The 18,897-nt window shown below is 39.3% G+C and carries 13 protein-coding genes; 8 read left to right on the forward strand and 5 right to left on the reverse strand.

The genetic code is table 11. The annotated features are described in order from the left end of the window. Positions 1-21 precede the first annotated feature (21 nt). From H4O18_RS03335 to H4O18_RS03370, 8 genes are all read left to right on the forward strand, one after another. A complete protein-coding gene (locus H4O18_RS03335) occupies positions 22-3,204 on the forward strand; it encodes a SusC/RagA family TonB-linked outer membrane protein (RefSeq protein WP_187581699.1) in 3,183 nt (1,060 codons plus the stop codon). A gap of 10 nt (positions 3,205-3,214) precedes the next feature. Then, positions 3,215-4,549, forward strand: a complete 1,335-nt coding sequence (locus tag H4O18_RS03340) for a RagB/SusD family nutrient uptake outer membrane protein (RefSeq protein ID WP_246473952.1) — start codon at positions 3,215-3,217, stop codon at positions 4,547-4,549. 209 nt (positions 4,550-4,758) lie between these two features. Beyond that, on the forward strand, positions 4,759-5,466 hold the full coding sequence (locus tag H4O18_RS03345) for a FadR/GntR family transcriptional regulator (protein ID WP_187581700.1): 708 nt from the start codon (positions 4,759-4,761) through the stop codon (positions 5,464-5,466). Between the two features lie 238 nt (positions 5,467-5,704). Then, on the forward strand, positions 5,705-6,988 hold the full coding sequence (locus H4O18_RS03350) for an MFS transporter (RefSeq protein WP_187581701.1): 1,284 nt from the start codon (positions 5,705-5,707) through the stop codon (positions 6,986-6,988). Positions 6,989-7,018: 30 nt separating this feature from the next. Further along, complete coding sequence (locus tag H4O18_RS03355) at positions 7,019-7,783, forward strand: SDR family NAD(P)-dependent oxidoreductase (RefSeq protein ID WP_187581702.1); 765 nt, start codon at positions 7,019-7,021, stop codon at positions 7,781-7,783. 296 nt (positions 7,784-8,079) lie between these two features. After that, positions 8,080-9,303, forward strand: a complete 1,224-nt coding sequence (locus H4O18_RS03360; RefSeq protein ID WP_187581703.1) for a 6-phosphofructokinase — start codon at positions 8,080-8,082, stop codon at positions 9,301-9,303. 7 nt (positions 9,304-9,310) lie between these two features. Beyond that, positions 9,311-9,979, forward strand: coding sequence for a bifunctional 4-hydroxy-2-oxoglutarate aldolase/2-dehydro-3-deoxy-phosphogluconate aldolase (locus H4O18_RS03365; protein ID WP_187581704.1), 669 nt, complete (start codon positions 9,311-9,313; stop codon positions 9,977-9,979). A gap of 4 nt (positions 9,980-9,983) precedes the next feature. Continuing rightward, positions 9,984-11,258 (forward strand): Nramp family divalent metal transporter, encoded by a 1,275-nt coding sequence (locus H4O18_RS03370; protein ID WP_187581705.1) that lies wholly within the window; start codon positions 9,984-9,986, stop codon positions 11,256-11,258. Positions 11,259-11,273: 15 nt separating this feature from the next. On the opposite strand, the gene H4O18_RS03375 is transcribed toward H4O18_RS03370, so the two are convergent. The 5 genes from H4O18_RS03375 to H4O18_RS03395 form a co-directional block, all read right to left on the reverse strand. Further along, positions 11,274-11,990, reverse strand: a complete 717-nt coding sequence (locus H4O18_RS03375) for a sugar isomerase domain-containing protein (protein WP_187581706.1) — start codon at positions 11,988-11,990, stop codon at positions 11,274-11,276. A gap of 430 nt (positions 11,991-12,420) precedes the next feature. After that, entirely contained in the window at positions 12,421-12,612 is a 192-nt protein-coding gene (locus H4O18_RS03380; RefSeq protein WP_103440382.1) for a cold-shock protein, read from the reverse strand. A 124-nt stretch (positions 12,613-12,736) separates the two neighbouring features. Next, positions 12,737-13,819, reverse strand: coding sequence for an OmpA family protein (locus H4O18_RS03385; protein ID WP_246473954.1), 1,083 nt, complete (start codon positions 13,817-13,819; stop codon positions 12,737-12,739). A gap of 243 nt (positions 13,820-14,062) precedes the next feature. Then, complete coding sequence (locus H4O18_RS03390) at positions 14,063-15,814, reverse strand: TonB-dependent receptor (RefSeq protein WP_187581707.1); 1,752 nt, start codon at positions 15,812-15,814, stop codon at positions 14,063-14,065. Positions 15,815-15,839: 25 nt separating this feature from the next. Next, a complete protein-coding gene (locus tag H4O18_RS03395; RefSeq protein WP_187581708.1) occupies positions 15,840-18,860 on the reverse strand; it encodes a tetratricopeptide repeat protein in 3,021 nt (1,006 codons plus the stop codon). Positions 18,861-18,897: the final 37 nt, after the last annotated feature.

Here is an 18,897-nt window from a genome sequence, read left to right on the forward strand (position 1 = left end):
TCTAACTCAATACAAACACCAATGAATTTAAAAAAGAAACTCATTTTAGGAGCATTACTGCTCGTTAATGTTGCCCTGTTCGCCCAAGATGGCTTTATGCTTTCCGGAACGGTAACGGACGCTGCAAACGTCCCAGTGCCAGGAGTAAATGTTATTATTGCCAAAACTACTACAGGAACAGCAACAGACTTTGATGGAAATTACCAAATTGAGGTAAAAAACGGGGATGTACTACAGTTCTCGTCTTTGGGTTTTGTAACCCAATCGATTCCAATTACAAACCAAAAACAACTGAATATCATCTTACAAGAAGATGCAAGCCAACTTGATGAGGTTGTTGTAGTTGGATATGGTACTATAAAAAAATCACATCTTACCGGAGCGGTAGCAAAAGTAGGAGGAGATGAGGTTGCTGCTGTTCAAGTGGCCCGTGTGGATGATGCCCTGGCGGGTAAATTGTCTGGAGTAAGAATTCAAAATCAAAGCGGAGAACCCGGTGCGGATCCAAAGATTCAAATAAGGGCCGCTTCATCTGTTTCAGGTGACTCAGGGCCGTTAATTGTTGTGGATGGCTATCCGATTTCAGGTAATTTAGCAACCGTTAACCCAAACGATATAGAAAGTTTAGAAGTATTAAAAGATGCTGCTTCAGCTGCTATTTATGGTTCTTTGGGTGCAAATGGTGTTATTTTGGTAACCACCAAAAAAGGAAAAGCAGGAAAGGTCAATTTTAATTACAATTCATATACAAGCACTTCAAGCAAGTATGTAAAGGACATTGAAATGCTTAAGACTGCAGGGGAATGGGCCAGTGAGTTACAAACTGATGCTTATGATCTTTCCGAAACCGACCCAGGTTTATTGGCTTACAGACTAGATGCATTCGCTAATGCTCCTGATGTAGTAAGTATAGAAGATTGGCTATTCAAAAATGGTAGTTCAACTAGCCACGATTTCAGCGTGAGCGGAGGGTCTGAAAATATAAAAGCTTTTGCCTCCCTTGGTTATTTGAACACTGAAGGTATAGTAAAAGGGCAAGGTTATGAAAGATATAACGGACGTATGAATCTAGATGCCAACTTGGGTACCAAATTAAAGGCCGGCTTGAGTATGAATGGATATTATGGCAAACAAGATATTGTACCTTGGGAAATGAGAGATCTTTTGAGATCATATAGTATAAGTCCTATATACCATACGCAAGCCTCAATAGATTTCGTTCAACAGTTGGATCAAAAAAGACAGGCATTATTTAATTCCGGATTTACTGGAAATAACATAGGTAGATCATTTGACCAAGATTATAGAGGTATAGGTCTGGATCCTACAAGTATCTATGATTTGCAACCAGGTGATGTAGTACACGATTGGCAATACGGTAGAAACCAAAACGGTATTGGAGGAACAGGAGATGCAGGTGTAGCGGCGAAGTTTGATAATTCCCAAAGATGGAAAAAGACATATTTTGGGAACGTGAGTTCTTATTTACAATATGAAATCATAGAGGGTTTAAATATAAAAACCGTTTTCGGAGCAGATCTTGAAGACACACAGACCTACGAATATCATGGAATATTGTCTGATGGCCAACAACGTTCCAATCAAACAGAGTTGGATATATCCAATATAAAAAAATCTACCGTTCTAAGTACAACCACTTTAAATTATGCAAAAGTGTTTGCTGATAAGCACGACATTTCCGCTGTGGCTGGAATGGAGTTTGTTAATACCTATTATAAGGGAATTGTAAACAATGGATCCAACGTGCCATTTGGTCTGCCTTTAAATTATGATTTTTTTGACCCCGCAGATGTGATTACCAACGAGATAGATGAGACCCAGTCGAGAAATGGTTTTTTTGGAAGAATTGCCTACGCCTTTGATGATCGTTATCTATTATCGGCATCCATTAGAAGGGATGGTGATTCACGATTTGGAGCCAATGAAAAATACGCAGTATTCCCTGCACTATCCTTAGGCTGGAATATTCATAATGAATCTTTTTTCGGAAATGCCGATGCGTTTAGCCTATTTAAACTTAGGTTTAGTACCGGGTCTTTAGGAACCGCTTCTTTCTTAGGTTCATACAACTCATTAAGCATTTTGGGTACCTCGCCGACCGCTTTCGGGACAGGATTTCTAATTCCTGAGGATATAGCAAACCCAGATTTAACTTGGCAAACCAATAAAGAGACAAACTACGGTGTTGATACAGGGTTTATAAATAACCGTTTTAGATTGAGTGTAGATTACTATACGTCCGATGTTCAAGACATGTTGATCAATCAAAGTGTTTCTGAAGTTCTTGGGACACCTGCTATAAAACTTAATCGCGGTGATGTGACCAGTTCCGGTTTGGAGTTTGAACTTAATACAAAAATAATTACAGAACAAAACTTCTCTTGGAATATCAACGCCAATTTATCAACTGCTAAATCAGAAATTACCAATCTAGGTGAATTGACCGAACTGCCCAGGCAAATTTACGGTGGACCGAGTGGTAGAGGTCCTGAGTTTAGAAACTATGTAGGAGGTGAAATTGGTGAAATGTGGGGGTATGAAGTAACCGGAGAGGTTGAAACTATACATATGTCTGATCCTTCTAGAGGCGTTGGATTTGGTGCCGGAGAATGGTATGTTGTAGATCAAAACGGTGACGGTGAAATTACCTATGAAGGAGATTATGTGAAGTTGGGATCCGCAACACCGGATTTCTATTGGGGACTTTCTAGTTCCATGAACATAAAGAATTTTGATTTTTCGTTCCAGTTCCAAGGATCTCAAGGTGCAGAACTTTACAATATTGACCCCATCTACTGGAAATCACAATTTGGCGGTAGATTAAAATCCAGTTTTGACGCCAATAATGACGGTATTGCCGATGCCAGTGGCAAGTTTTATCAGGAGACCAGAAATGCACATGGTTCGGGGATTCAAGATGCTTCCTTTACCGCTTTAAGAAACATAACCTTAGGGTATACCCTTAATCCTGATTTAACGGATAAAATTGGCATAGGTTCTATGAGGGTATATGTTGCAGCTACCAATTTATTGTACATAATGGCAGATAATTATACCTCATTTAACCCCGAAGGTGTAGAGATCGAAAATTCAGGCTATGCGGGTCCAACCACCTACGGATACCAAGAAGGTGCGAGCCCAATTGTAAGAAGTTTTACTTTGGGTGTAAATGTTAATTTTTAATAAAGAAATCATGAAAAAAATGAAATCTATATATTTAGTAATAGTATCCTTGTTGTTAGTAGCAGCATGTGATAACGACCTGGATCAAACGCCACCTTTGTTACTTGAATCCAGTGGTTTGGAGGAATTTGGACCCGTTTTAAATGCGGCGTATTACTATCAGACCGGTGGTTCAACACCTCTAGGTGCGATGGGCGACTTTAGAGCTGACAATATGTTGATGCTGGAAAGCCCATATACGGCATTTGACACCTACAATGCAGATTTAGCTGGTCTGGATTTGGTAGAGCAATTTTTTCGACCCTTCTACAGCAATTTGTACAAGGCAATCTTAAGTGCCAATAATGTCATTGAAAATTCAACGAAGCCCACTGAGATAGCTGAGGCCAAATTTTTAAGAGCATTGTCCTACTTTAAATTGGTGATGGTTTTTGGTGATGTCACTGTGAATTTATCTCCTTCGCCCAGCCCATCGGATTTGTCCATTTTAAAAAGACATCCGGCCGCCGATGTGTACAACAACGTAATCATTCCAGACTTTCAAGCGGCAATAGCAGTTTTAGACAATTCTGGATTGGCAAGTGGGCGAGCTTCCAAAATTGCGGCTCAGGGTTTTCTAGGAAAAGTATATCTGTATAGAGGTAATTTTTCTGAAGCTGCAACAATGCTTGGAGCTGTTGTAAGCGGTGCTGCTGCAGCAGGGATTAGTTTGGAAAGCGACTTTGCCAACGTAGTAGTCGACGGTAATTCAGAAATCCTTTTTGCAACCCAATTATCAACTTCAGTTCCAAACGCATATGGATCGGCCACCACGTTTGTAGGATGGTTTACCGGGGCAGACACAAAAGCCCTTACGCCTTTAGATCCACGCTTAATTGCCGCTTTTGACGCCAGTAGTGCTGGTGGTGGAGGTACGGATTTAAGAAAGGCGCTTACCATTGATACGGATAATATGAATGGAAGTAAGAAATATACTGGAGCTCTGGAACAGGACTATATAGAACTGAGGTTATCCGATGTTATTCTAATGTACGCAGAAGCACTTAATGAAAATAGCGCTCCTGCATCAACTGTGCTTCCCTTATTAGATCCCATAAGAACCAGAGCGGGATTAACTAGTTTAACTGGAACAGTAAGTTCACAAGCTGACGTTAGACAAGCAATTGCAAATGAAAGAAGAGTGGAGTTGGCCCTTGAAGGACATAGATGGTTTGATTTGGTGAGAACGGGTACCGTAGATGTGGAAATGGGGGAAACGATAAGCAGCAATTATAATGTGTTTCCTATACCAAACTCAGAAATTCTTGCGAGTGATGGAATAATTACACAAAATGATGGTTACTAAAAATCAGAGAGATTTTAAATACGAGTAGTGATAGTTAGTTTTTTAATTGGAATTTACCGGCTCAAGGTCTGGCCGGTAAATTTCTTAAAACTGAAATACTTAAACTTATATATTGGAATCGTATACTATTTAAATTTCGTTCAGTTATTGATTTTATGTAGATTTGACTAACCAATTTGGTTAACCAATTTAAGGCAAACAAGATTAGCATGAAAATAGAAATTATCCCCAAAAACGAAAGCGACACAATACAGAAAGAGATTATTTCCAAAATCAGGGATTATATTAATTACAAGAACCTGGAGCCTGGAGACAAATTACCCTCGGAAAGAAAACTTTCTGAAAAATTTGAGGTGAGTCGGGGCAATGTAAGGGAAGCTATTGAGACCTTGGTGTTTTATGGACTCCTAATATCAAAGCCGCAAAGCGGTACTTTTATTGCCGATATCGGTCCCGTAGCAATGAATGGTATGATCTCGGATATTTTGAGGCTGGAAAAATCCGATTTCAAATCATTGGTAGAGACAAGGATACTATTGGAATTGAAAACGGTAAGGTTGGCAGCAATGAGAAGGACCAAAGAAGATTTGAAACAAATAGAGGAGGCTTTGGAGGCCTATGCCGAAAAGGTAAAAAATGGGGAAGATGCCGTACAGGAAGATTTATTGTTCCACTTGGCCATAGCCAAGGCATGTGGCAATAGTACCATAAATACATTTATGTTGATTATAACTCCAGAGATCATCACCAATTTCACCAAATATCATGTTTGTGATAAGAATATTGCATTTATCGGCATACAAGAACATAGGGATATTTATGAGGCCATAAAAAAACAGGACCCTCAATTGGCCAAGGAAAAAATGAAAATTCATTTTAAAATGTTATACCAATATTGTTACAACATTAATGATTAATAGAAAATTAGCAGGGGATAAAATTGCACAGTTTTATCGCTTTCGACGCATAACTGAAGGGAAATAATACTTAGAATAATAATATAAAATTACGTCGTATTTAAAATACCCCATTAAATACCCCCGGAAATTTTAGCTATAATTCAAGTATCTGGATAAGCACAGGCATTTCGTCTGCTTACTTTTTATTGCCAATACACAACATAGCAACAATAATAACATACCAAAGCAAAATACTATGAAAATTAAAGGATTACGTTGGTTCATTATCGGTCTTATCTTTTTAGCAACTGTTATTAATTATATAGACAGAAGTGCTCTTTCCATTATGTGGGGTAATGAAAATGTTGAAGGTTCTATATCGCATTCATTGGGCTTAACCAAAGATCACTACAGCTATATATTAAACATTTTCATGGTAGCGTATGCCTTGGGACAATTATTCTCAGGTAAATTATTCGACAAAGTTGGTACTAGGATTGGATATGTAATAAGCATAGGTATTTGGAGTTTATCTACTTTATTACACTCAACCGTTAGAGGTTTTTTATCATTGGCCTTTTTTAGAACAACTTTAGGTTTATCCGAAGCAGGAAACTGGCCAGGTGCCGTTAAAAGTAACGCAGAATGGTTTCCGATAAAGGAACGTGCCATAGCCCAAGGGTTGTTTAATGCCGGTGCTTCAATTGGATCTGTTATAGCGCCACCGTTAATAGCCCTCCTTTTTGTGGCCTATGGTTGGGAGGTTACGTTTATAATCGTAGGAGCCATTGGACTTTTGTGGATTATTCCTTGGCTTTTAATTAATAAGGCAGGGCCAAAAAAGCATCCCTGGATAACAGAAGAAGAGCAAAAATTTATTTCTGAAGGACAAAGTATCGCCGATCAAAATGCCACTGAAGACCAAAAAGGACTTAGCCTTAAAGAAATACTTTCCCATAAGGAATCTTGGGCCATTGTTGCAAGTAGATTTTTCTTAGAACCTATCTGGTGGCTATTTGTAGGCTGGATGCCCATATATTTATTTGATGTGTATGGCTTTAATGTAAAAGAAGTGGGAATGTTTGCTTGGGTTCCCTACGTAGGTGCAGCTATTGGGAGTATTGCGGGCGGCTATGTTTCTGGAGTCATTATTTCAAAAACCAATTCAATAAATAAAGGTAGGAAAACCACTATTTTCATAGGTGGAATCATTATGGTGCTGGGTCTAATTGCAACAATCTTATTTGCGGACACACCAGAAAAATTCGTAGCGATCGTATTCATAGTTTTATTCGGATTTCAATTTGCCATTGGTAATATCCAAACACTGCCAAGCGACTTTTTTAGCGGTAAATCTGTAGGGTCACTGGCTGGTTTAGGTGGGATGGTTGGTGTATTTTCTGTAATTATTATGAACTTTTTAGTTCCCGTAATTGCAAAGGTTTCATACACACCAATCTTTATAGCCATAGCCATTTTTGTTCCGCTAGGAATAGGATCTATCTATTATTTCGCAAAAAATATAAAATCAGTAGAATAATTTAAACAAAATATAATAACAATTAGAGATATGAGTAATTCAAACGGAAAAGTAGCAGTAATAACCGGAGCTACCGGTGGAATTGGTTTCGAAGTAGCAAAGAGATTGGGTAAAGACGGATATACCGTGGTTTTAAACGGTATCGATGATGAAGGAGGAGCCAAAAGATTAAAAGAGCTTACCGCGGAAGGCATCACCGCTGAATATTATGGATTTGACGTTACAAAAGAAGAAGAAGTAACTGCAAACATCAACAAAATCGGTAAAAAGTATGGAAAGATTGATGTTCTTGTAAATAATGCAGGTGGACTGGGAGGAAGATCTAGGTTTGAAGAAATGACAACGGATTTTTACAGATTTGTAATGGCATTAAACCTTGATTCAGTGTTTTTCGCTTCAAGAGCTGCCATACCTTATCTTAAAAAGGGAGACCTACCTACTATAATTAACTATACGTCCATTGCTGGTTGGAATGCTGGAGGACCTGGAGCTGGAATTTATGGTACATCCAAAGCGGGTGTTCATGCAATAACCAGGGCATTGGCAAAAGATCTTGCTGAATATGGGATTAGAGTAAACGCAGTATCCCCCGGTACCATTGACACGCCGTTCCATACTGAAATTAAATCTACCAAGCCTGAAGTTTTCGCTTCTTGGAAAAACAATATTTTGTTGGGAAGATTGGGGCAACCTGAAGAGGTAGCTTCTGTAATTTCATTTTTGGCAGGCAAAGATGCTGCATTCCTTACAGCCGAAACTATCCAAATTGGTGGAGGACAAGGTTTAGGAATTTAAAGAAAGAATAAATGGGAATGATTGCCTCCAAGTTTCATGATGATTTAACAAACATCTAAGTGGCTGCCGCCCCTCCTATTAAGATATGGCAGTGCAACGGAAGTTGTAGACTTGGAAGCATAGCTTGATTCTGATAAGGTTTCATTCCCGACATTAAGCAATAATGATAATAATGATGGGCTAGTATTTAGCCAACACTTAACTCATTAAACAGATTAAAAAGGGTAGTATCAATTTTAATAAATTGTGGGGTGAAAATGGCTCTGTAATTCAAGTGATGTTCTAAAAAGATAAAAATGGCCAAAAAAAAATCCATATTAATTATTTGCGGAGGAGGTCCTGCGCCCGGCATCAATGCTGTAATAGGCACAGTGGCAAAAATTTTTTTAAAGGATGGTTATAGGGTCATTGGATTACATGAGGGCTTTAAAGGAATCTTTTCAGAACATCCCAAAATAAAAGAATTCGATTTCCCCCATGCCGATCGAATTTTTAGCAGAGGTGGATCCACCTTGATCATGAGTCGGTTCAAACCCGGCAATGAAAAATTGAATACTGCCCTTTTTTCCGAAAACAATGTAAAACTATTGGTGAGTATTGGTGGTGATGACACAGCCTCTACTGCCAATAGAATTACGGGTTATTTGAAGAAAGAAAACATAGTCATATCCAACATTCATGTTCCCAAGACCATAGACAACGATCTTCCTTTACCGGACAGGAATCCCACCTTTGGTTTTCATTCCGCAAAAGATGAGGGAGTAAGAATTGGCACTACTACCTATGAAGACGCACGTACCAGTGAAAACTGGTTCGTAATGTCCACCATGGGAAGGTCTGCTGGACATTTAGCTCTTGGAATTGCAGCTAGCTGTCATTTTCCAATGATGGTTATTCCTGAAATGTTCAACAAAACCATTATTACCTTCGATAAGGTAGTCCGAATGATTATCTCCTCGATGGTCAAAAGAAAAATAGAAAATATAAATTATGGCGTTGCCCTTGTCAGTGAAGGCATATTCCATATCATGCCAGATTCAGAAATTAAACATTGTGGAATAAATTTTACATACGACGATCACGGTCATCCCGAACTGGGCAATGTTAGTAAATCCCACATTTTTAACATGCTGGTGCAAAGGAAATTGAAAGAACTGGATATACATATTAAAAGTAGGCCCGTTGAACTGGGCTATGAACTCCGATGTTGCAGACCAATTGGCTTTGACCTAACATTATGTACTCTTTTGGGTCTGGGAGTCAAGAAATTATTCGATGAAGGCCTTAGCGGATGCATTGTCACTGCCAATTCTAGAGGAGAAGTATCTCCACTATTTTTGACGGATCTACAGGATAAGGATGGAAAAATAGCACCTAGATTGGTTGATATCGATTCCGAATTTATCCGACTTTGTTTTCAGAATCTACATTATTTGGAGGAAAAAGATTATGACCGTGCAAAGGTTTATTTGGATAATCCATCGGATTATGATTTCAACAAGATATTAAACAAAGTATAAAAAGCGAATGGCACAATATTCAAGAATAGAAGTAGCAACGGCAATGAAGGAATCAGGTATGGTGCCCTTATTCTACGATCCGGATATAGAACTTGGTAAAAAAGTGTTGCAAGCCTGCTACGACGGTGGTGCCAGATTGATGGAATTTACAGCACGGGGCGACTTCGCATACGAAGTCTTTTCTGAAATGAACAAATTTGCCATTAAAGAACTGCCGGGCATGATTATGGGAGTTGGTTCCATAACAGATGCTGCAGCGGCATCACTATATATGCAGATGGGTGCCAATTTTATTGTAACCCCTTCCCTAAGGGAGGATATTGCCATTGCCTGTAACCGAAGAAAAGTACTTTGGTCACCGGGCTGCGGTTCCCTGACCGAAATTAACAGAGCCGAGGAAATGGGATGCGAAATCGTAAAATTATTTCCTGGATCTACCTATGGCCCTTCTTTTGTAAAGGCCATTAAAGGACCACAACCTTGGACAAGTATTATGCCCACTGGAGGAGTAAGTACAGAAGCCTCCAACCTGAAGGGGTGGTTTGATGCCGGCGTAACCTGCGTAGGGCTGGGCTCCCAGCTTATCAGCAAGGATATATTGAACAAAAAAGATTTTGTAGGATTGGAAAATACCGTTCGCGAAACCTTGGTCTCTATTATAAAACTAAGAAACTAAAGGTATGGAATCCCCGACCTCAAAAAAATCGTTTCTAAAAAAGATATTGGCACTAGTATTGGCCTTTGGCCCAGGAATATTTGCCATTGGTTATACTATTGGCACGGGGAGTGTAACCTCCATGATCGTTGCAGGAAGCACTTACGGTATGCAATTGTTATGGGTTTTGCTTTTAAGTTGTGTGTTCTCAGGAATCTTGATGTTTGCTTATGGCAATTTTGCACTGGTTACTGGGGAAACAGCCTTGTACGCTTTTAAAAAGCACCTGAAATGGGGCAAGCTCATTGCCATAATGATCATTATAGGAATTTCATTTGGACAATGGAATTCATTAATGGGAATTTTAGGGATTTCTGCGAACATTATCTTCGAGATATTCCTAATCTATTTTCCTGGTTTGGGTGGCTATCATTATGAATCAGTATTGATAATAGCCATATTGGTCATAATAATTATGTACGGTTTCTTGATGGTAGGGAAGTATGCCTTCTTCGAAAAGATTCTTGTCATTTTCGTGACCATCATGGGGCTTTCGTTTATAATATCTCTTTTTATGGTCTACCCACTACCCATTGAGGTCGCCAAAGGATTAATACCATCCATACCACAGGTAGAGGGAGGAAAAATGATGGTGGCTGCGTTTGTAGGCACCACAATGGCAGCTGCCACCTTTCTGTCCCGTCCGCTTTTCGTTAAGGGCAAAGGTTGGAATATCAGCAATCTCAACCAACAAAAAAAAGATGCCATTATAGCCGCAGGTTTGGTCTTTGTAATTAGTGCATCGGTTATGGCCGTAGCTAGCGGAGCCTTGTTTCACCAAGGTCAACCCGTAACCAAAGTATTGGACATGGTAAATACCCTAGAACCGGTTGCAGGGAAATTCGCATTGACCCTCTTCTTTTTTGGGACTTTAAGTGCTGGGCTATCTTCAATATTCCCATGCCTACTCATAGCCCCCATTCTCTTAGCCGATTACCAATCAGGTGAATTGGACACCAGTTCCAAGCAGTTTAAGATAATTACAGCCATTGCCTGCCTGTTTGCTCTAATTGTACCTGTATTTGGAGCCAATCCTATTCAGATGCAGATTTTGTCCCAGGTTTTTAATGTATTCGTCCTACCTCTAGTAATTCTAGGGATTATTTTATTGATCAATAACAAAAAACTGATGGGCCAATACAAAGGAAGTTTTTGGCTTAATTTGGGCTTATATGCCGCACTTTTATTTTCCATTGTAATCTCGTATAATGGCGTTGTGGCCCTATTCGACTTTTTTTAGTTGACTCCAATTTTACTAAAGATGTTTTACCCTAGATTCATATCTACGGTAGAGGGCTTCATTGTCCGCCTCATCTATGTTCTGACTTTGAAAAACAGCGACATCCACACCTCTGTCCAAATTAATTTTTATGGCTTCGGTTGAAATTATGTTGACAATGATCATTCCAAGAACGGATGAAGCCGGACCGATCAGAAGATCTTTAATGGAAATAACCCCATCCCCTGACGGAACACAATTATCAATAACCAAATCTGCGATCTCATACAGTTTCTTTCCACTTTCATGCCTAGAAGCATACTTTCTTGATTGTTCCAAAGAAGTGACCGCTATAGTCCTTAAACCTTCCTTCTTGGCCTTCATGGCCATTTCCAATGGCAATGCATTTCTACCGGAGTTTGATACAACGATCAATACGTCTCCCTTATTAAATTGATATTTGTTCCAAAGAATTTCGGCAAGACCACTTATTTGCTCCATTGCTGCCGATCTCCTTGCCCCGCTGGCCATAAGTACCATGTCATCCATAATGGCATTTACATTGGCCAGATTGGACGCCCTACCGAACATTTCCATGCCTATTATTTGGGAATGACCTGTACCAATGGTGTGAATTATTCCATCGTTCTTAATAACCTCCGCTACCATTTTTGAGGCAGTGATCAATTGTTCCTGCTGGTCTATGGACATTTTGTCTATCAGCAATTTTATTTTATCTAAATATTCAAACATAGGAACAATAGCATTTTAGTTAGGGAAGGAAACTATCAATATTAATATGGGGAATAGCTTGCCTATTTATCAATAATGTAAATAAATGTTTCCATAGACCAATATAAAGAATAAAAACTATGACCAGCAAAGGTCTAAAAATATATAGCCATATCAGCACATTGTGAAGCAACAATATTCAACTTCATAACTTAATAAATGGCATTAAAACCTAAACCAAATACTAGGCTCCTATAATGGACGTACCCGAAGACCTGGGTATTAAACCGTCCCAAGATCTGGGTATTAAACCCAAAACCCCGCCAAAAGGCGGGCTTCGTTCGACTATCCTATTCCAATGCGCCTGCGGCTTTTGAAATACGGGTCTCACGAACAAAAAAAAGCCTATCGATTGATAGGCTTTGGGTCTTAAGAAATTAAAAAGTATTTATTAAATAACTTTAACGTTTACTGCGTTTAATCCTTTTTTTCCTTCTTTTAGTTCAAACTCAACTTCGTCGCCTTCGCGAACTTCGTCGATTAAACCAGAGATGTGTACAAAATGTTCTTTGTTAGAACCTTCTTCGGTGATGAACCCAAATCCTTTGGCATCGTTGAAAAATTTTACTGTTCCTCTACTCATTACTAAAATTTAAATTAATTACTTATTATAAATCAAATATAGTTCCAAAAGTTTGAACCACAATCATTTAAAGGCAAGAATTTTAACAAGTAACTAAAATAATTTCGACTACCCCATAAAATGCTCACTTTTCAAGGGATTTGGAGATTATAAATTCCACCCTCCTATTTTGAGCCCTGCCTTCTTCATCTCCATTATTTCCAAGGGGTCTGGCGGCTCCAAAACCATTCCAAGTAATTCTTTTGCCGGCCAAACCCAGTTGGATGAGCCTATTGGCAACGGCCAAAGCGCGTTTATCAGAAAGTTCCATGTTGTAGGAATTGGTGCCCATACTATCAGTATAACCATTGATTACAATTTGCAAAGTACTATCAGATTGCAAATAATTGAATACGCGCTTTATCTCCTGAGTGCCATTATCCCCGAGTTCAAACTCATCAAAATTGAAAAAAACGTTCTCAAAAACATGGGCCTCGTCCAAGGCATAGGACTGGATACCCTCGCCAACATATATCATATCCAAGTAATAATAGGCCCCCTTCACATTTTTTTCCTTCACCAACTTCTGTCGCCTCGTAGTGGCATTGTCCTTAAAATTTCCAACCGTAATAAACCGTTCATCGCCATTTGCAACAAAGGTAGTGGACACTTTGGTCCAAGAACTCTCATCAATGAAGAATTGGTCTCCCAAGATCTCGATAAAGGTAAAATTGTTCCCCTCAATTTTAGAAAGCTGCCATTTGGAGAGTCCCTTTTTTATTTTAATCTCCAGTGGTTTGGATGACAATAAAATATCAAAATCACGTATGGCATAATCAGAATTCTCGGCCAAATTAATATAAAATGAAAGTGTATAGGTAAGATCTTTCTGCAAAGGTTGCCTTAGCTCACCTTGTACATATTCTCTATAATCTTCAGGGGCGTACATATAAAATCCCAAATACCCCTCCCCAAATTTCGCCATCTGTTTTCCCATAAAATTGTTGGGCACCCCCATACTAAGACTACAGGCATTAAAATAATCGGTGCTGCCGAGAGTGGGTACCGACCAATATTTAAGGTCTTGCCCAAAATTTCCTAAATGATCTGGGCATTCCAAAAAAGATTCAAAACTGGGGTTCTCTACCAAATTTTGGGACATAAGAATCAGGGTGCAGCCCATGCACACAACATTTAAAAATCGTTTTATGGCAATGGCGAGAACCATTAAATATGTTTAAGCACCTCTAAAATAGCAAATTAACGGAATGCTTCGCTAAACATGACCTGCCAATTCGTTGTAGTACAATAAATATTGGCTAGGCAATACTGAGAATAAAAATACCTTACTGCCTTTTACCTCCCCAATAAGGAGGCGTAAAGGCAGAAGGTACAATTACGGCAATCACAAAATACCTCGGGGTTTTTGGCACATCATGATCAACCGCTAATTCCAAATATCGTTTTTATACTAAAGATCAAACTTGTACGTGGCTCCGGCCAATACCTGAAAACCTTGCACCTGATAATTGTTCCAACGCATATAATTCTGGTTGGCAATATTATTGGCCCTTGCAAACACGGATAATTGTTTATTTACCCTATAGCCAATATGCGCATTGGCATCAAAATAGCTCTCCAAAGTCTTCGCCTCCATGGTAAAATTTTCTGGCAGGGTTCCAGGGGACGCCACAGTATATAGATCATCTCGCTCCCCTACGTAAAATAGATTGGCACCCAGAAACCACTTCTCCCCTATTTGATAATCCATAAAGGTGGAAGCAGTAAGACCAGGCAGGTTCCAAGCTGGATTATCGGTTTCTGTATCGTAATCGTTCACTTGCACATTAATACCCAAGCTAAAATTACGATTTACATCTACATTTAATTCACCAAAAACTCCCAATGTTTTAACGTCGTCATAAAACACCTGAAAACTATTTCCGTAGAAATATCCTTTTTCATCGGTCCTGGAGGTATTTTCAGGATTTAGTATAAAGAGTGGTTTTCTATTCTCGGCCGTATAAGACCCTTTTAAGTTATAGCTAAGGTTTGGCAATAATTGTCCCTTTAAACCTATGTAAGCATCGTATTGTTGGTCCGTGGGCTGAATGTCCAAGGTGGGCGAAACGTATGGGTTCTCTTCCACAAAGTTATAGAACGAGTTTTGCTTCAACTCCCCTTCTACACCTCCATAGGCAATGGCCACCTCATCCAATAAACGATAGGATGCCGTTATTGTGGGATAAATATAAAAATTACCCTCACTATTCTCCAAATCCATACCATACACCAAATTCACGCCCAAATTAAGTGAAAGATCATCCCCTAGGATATTGATATTGGGATTTATTCCCGCCTGCAAATGGGAATAATCTATGCCAGGAATATTGGAATCATTGGCAACCTGACCATTTTCAAACTTACCGCCCAAATAATCTACCTTTGCCTTGAGGGTCAATAATTCATCACCCAAAGGAAACTCGAAGGCTGGTTTTAGAACTGCCCTGTTTTCACCTGATTTGGTAGCATCCCAAAACCGTCTCACCTCTAAATTGACACTCTTAAAAAACGAATCTTCCACTTCCACAAAACCACCTGCAAATACATTAAAATAGTTCTGCTTTTCATCTATGCCGTTTACCGTTTCCTCGGTGTAATATCCATTGGGAATTCCATACCAATTATATAATTGATGCTGTGCCCCTATATTGGCTCCCCAACTTAGGTCCCTATCTTTTTTGGTGTAGTTGGCATCCAGTTTGGTATTGTAAAATACATTGTCCAAAGCAGTACCATCAATTTCTCCCCTAGAGGAGTGATGATTAAGGCTTAGATCCAATCGCTCGTCCCTGTTCAAGGCACTACTGGTATAAAAATCCACCAAGGCATTGTTATAATTGCCCAAGCCTACAGATGCATAGGAATTATATATTTTTTCCGGTGGAGTCTTTTTTACCCCTGAAGCCTTACCCTTGGCAGGGGTAAAGGTAGACACTACTGGTACTGAAAATATACTGTAATTAATAGGTTTCTTTTGTAAAACGATGGAATCGTTCAGGGTGGGCATTGACTTCACCTTAAAAGCATCTGAAATGGTAGGCGCATAGGCCTTTACCACCGTCACTGTTTCCGTACCGATATCTTTTTTGTCGTCCTGTGCCAATCCGATTTGAAAAAAACCAAGAATGGCAAATATGGATATTTTTATGTGCTTGTGCATATATTGTTCTTTTTGCAAGGAATTTTTAATTTCCATCTGTACTAATGGAGGAATTACTTTGGGCTTCTTTGGCCTTAATTATGGATGACTCTTGTTTGGCTTGGGCCACAATAGTTGGAAAATCACCAAAATTGGCAATAACGCTGTCCAAAATATAGGTAGCTTGGAAAGCATCTCCCAAGGCGTAGAAATTTTTGGCCATAACGATCAATCCCCTGGCACTCCACTCCTTATAACCGGCATAATCCTTCGCCAATTTTTGAACAGATGCATTGGAAGCCTCATAATTTTGGGCCTTATTCTTAAAATAGGCGTCATAATAGAGCGCTTCTGCCGCCAATTCTCCTGTTGCAATTTTCAACACTTCCGCATACGCCTTTTCCGCCCTGTTTTCATCCTTGGTCTTAATGGCCGATCTTGCGATCATTATTTGCGCATCACTTTTTATTCGGTTGTCTATTTTTGAATTGGACAATACTTTCCCAGCATATGCAATGGTCTTGCCATAGTCTGACTGCTCATAATAGCCTTTCATTAAATTGGACTGGGCAAAAGTGATGTTCTGTTGAATTTCAGCCTTGGACTCCAATTGTTCCAAGTATGGAATGGCAGTAACATAATCATTCTTGCCTACATAAATCTCGCACACCCTTGTAAGGGCCTGTTCGGCATATTCATTGATTCCTTTACTGGCAACATTTTTAAAATAGGGCAAGGCTTTATCCTTTTGGCCTTTTCCAAAATATAATTGTGCCAAATTAAAATTGGCCTTCAATGTATTTAAACCGTTTGGAAATTGTTTAATATAGGTTTCATAACCCTTTATGGCAGCATCCTGGTTACCTTCTATATATTGTTTGTCCGCAGATTCAAAAGTGGCATTGTCCAATTCGGTATCCGTCACCTCCACAAAGTCAAGTCCTTTTACCCATTGCGCATATTCATTTACCCTTCCTAAATCCACATAAATAAGTTTAGCGGTAGTTACGGCCTGAAGCGCTTCCTGTGTATTGGGATGGTCCCTGACCACTGTTTTAAACTTGGACAAAGCCTGTTCGTTTCTATTGGCGTTATAATGCACCAATCCCTGACGCAACATAGCTTGGGGCACCAAAGAGCTTCCTCTGTAATCCCCGATCAATTGATCGTAAAGTTGCAACCCTCTTTCAGTGTTATTGGCTCTCACATAGGAATTGGCCAACTCAAACAAGGCATCATCCTTAAGGGTCGAGTTCGGATATCTGGATACAAAATTGGAAAGCTCCTCAATCTTCGTGGCACTCCTGTCCACAAATCCATAACTCAATGCTTTTTGGTATGCTGCATAGTCACTCTCCGGAATATTTCTGGCAATTGCCTTATTGTAAGTTTCTATAGCAGGCCAATACTTACTGCTAACAAAATAACTATCCCCTAAACGCAGGTAGGTATCGTTCAATTTTTCTCCATCGTTGCTGGTCTCCGCATAAGTGGAAAATGCTGCTATGGCATTTGAATAATTTCTTAACTTGAAATAGGTATATGCCAAATTATAATTTAGGTCTTTGTATTCAGGGGTGGATTTGGCACTTGGAATGGATTTAAATTGAAGGAATCCCGCCAAAGCATCATCAAAATGATTCATATTGTAGTCCGATTCCGCCTTCCAGTAACTTGCCCTGGCTTTAAAGTATTGGTCTTCCGCATTGTCCAAGGATTTTTTGAAGACAACTGAAGCCTGCTCATAGTTCAACTCCAAAAATAATTCCACTCCCCTATAAAACGCCACTTTTTGATATGTAGCCTTGCTGGCAAAATTTTTGTTTTTTTCCAAAAGGTCCATCGCACCGGCAAAATTCTTTGAAGTAATATAAGAATCTACCAACAGCTCCTGCATCTCTGCTTTATGGGCATCATTGGGATATTTTTCAAGATAAGTAGTTAAAACCTTTGGAACGGGCTCGTAGGCATTCCCAATTTCATAGCTCAATCGGGCATAATTTAGATAGGCATCCTTTTGAATTTCCTGGTTAAAATCCATTTGGGACGCATTTCTAAAGGCATTCAAAGCCTCCTGTTTCTTATCCAATTTCAGATAACATTCCGCCAAATGATAATATGCATTTTGCGAAACATCATTGTTCCCAGCAATTATCTTATTAAATTGTTGTATCCCATTTGCATAGTCGCCTTGCATATAATAGGAATAGCCAAGCAGATAATAATCGGTATTGCTCCATTTCCCCCTTTTACCCTTGTATTCGTTTAAATAAGGTATGGCGTTGGCGTATTGCTTTAGATTGAAATAACTCTCGCCAATAATTTTATTAAGCTCGGAGACCTCGTTACGATCAGATTTTGGCAATTGTTTTTTCGCAAGGGCGATGGCCTCTTCAAACTTGCCCAATTTAAAGTTCATATCTGCCTGATAATAAGACAGCTTTTCCTCCAACAAATCTTGATCGGCTATCTGATCAAAACGCTGATTGGCCTGTGCATAATCGTCTTGTTGATATGCAATATATCCCAAGTAATACTTTGCTTGGGAACCATAGGTAGGCGAGGTGGTGACCTGATTTAGATAACGCTCGGCATCTTTAGGTTTGTTGGATGAAAATAAGGCATATCCATTATTAAAATTGAAGCGTTCCTTATCTTTTCTGGACATGGAACTCTGATCTACCTTGGCATACCATTTTAAGGCATAGGGATATTTTCCAGTTTCAAAATAATAATCGGCCACATCAAGGTAGGCGGAATTGCGCTTGGTGGAAGTAGGGTACTTTTCTACAAAGTCCTCCATTAACCTGTCGGCCCCCAGCTGATTTAGGCGAATAGCCGCTGTAGCGGCATAATAAGCACTGTTGGCCTGGGTTTCTTCATCCCTGGTATTGTTTTTTACCTTGTCAAAGATTGTCTGAGCTGCTTGATACTGTTTATTGTTATACAAGGCCAAAGCTTCTTGGTAGTCCTTTTGGTCAAAAGTATAAATTTCTGATTCTTGGGCGTTTGCGTAAAACAAAGACCCAAAAAAACACAGTATTACAGCGGTTTTTTTTCTTAGCATAATGTTCTCTAGAAGTTAAGAATTACCGTAATTAAAT

The organism is Arenibacter arenosicollis (assembly GCF_014397245.1).
Taxonomy (GTDB): Bacteria; Bacteroidota; Bacteroidia; order Flavobacteriales; family Flavobacteriaceae; genus Arenibacter; species Arenibacter arenosicollis.

Coding starts and splice junctions, on each gene's coding strand:
- H4O18_RS03335 (WP_187581699.1), top strand. CDS start 22: ATGAATTTAAAAAAGAAACTCATTTTAGGAGCATTACTGCTCGTTAAT.
- H4O18_RS03340 (WP_246473952.1), top strand. CDS start 3,215: ATGAAAAAAATGAAATCTATATATTTAGTAATAGTATCCTTGTTGTTA.
- H4O18_RS03345 (WP_187581700.1), top strand. CDS start 4,759: ATGAAAATAGAAATTATCCCCAAAAACGAAAGCGACACAATACAGAAA.
- H4O18_RS03350 (WP_187581701.1), top strand. CDS start 5,705: ATGAAAATTAAAGGATTACGTTGGTTCATTATCGGTCTTATCTTTTTA.
- H4O18_RS03355 (WP_187581702.1), top strand. CDS start 7,019: ATGAGTAATTCAAACGGAAAAGTAGCAGTAATAACCGGAGCTACCGGT.
- H4O18_RS03360 (WP_187581703.1), top strand. CDS start 8,080: ATGGCCAAAAAAAAATCCATATTAATTATTTGCGGAGGAGGTCCTGCG.
- H4O18_RS03365 (WP_187581704.1), top strand. CDS start 9,311: ATGGCACAATATTCAAGAATAGAAGTAGCAACGGCAATGAAGGAATCA.
- H4O18_RS03370 (WP_187581705.1), top strand. CDS start 9,984: ATGGAATCCCCGACCTCAAAAAAATCGTTTCTAAAAAAGATATTGGCA.
- H4O18_RS03375 (WP_187581706.1), bottom strand. CDS start 11,990: ATGTTTGAATATTTAGATAAAATAAAATTGCTGATAGACAAAATGTCC.
- H4O18_RS03380 (WP_103440382.1), bottom strand. CDS start 12,612: ATGAGTAGAGGAACAGTAAAATTTTTCAACGATGCCAAAGGATTTGGG.
- H4O18_RS03385 (WP_246473954.1), bottom strand. CDS start 13,819: ATGGTTCTCGCCATTGCCATAAAACGATTTTTAAATGTTGTGTGCATG.
- H4O18_RS03390 (WP_187581707.1), bottom strand. CDS start 15,814: ATGCACAAGCACATAAAAATATCCATATTTGCCATTCTTGGTTTTTTT.
- H4O18_RS03395 (WP_187581708.1), bottom strand. CDS start 18,860: ATGCTAAGAAAAAAAACCGCTGTAATACTGTGTTTTTTTGGGTCTTTG.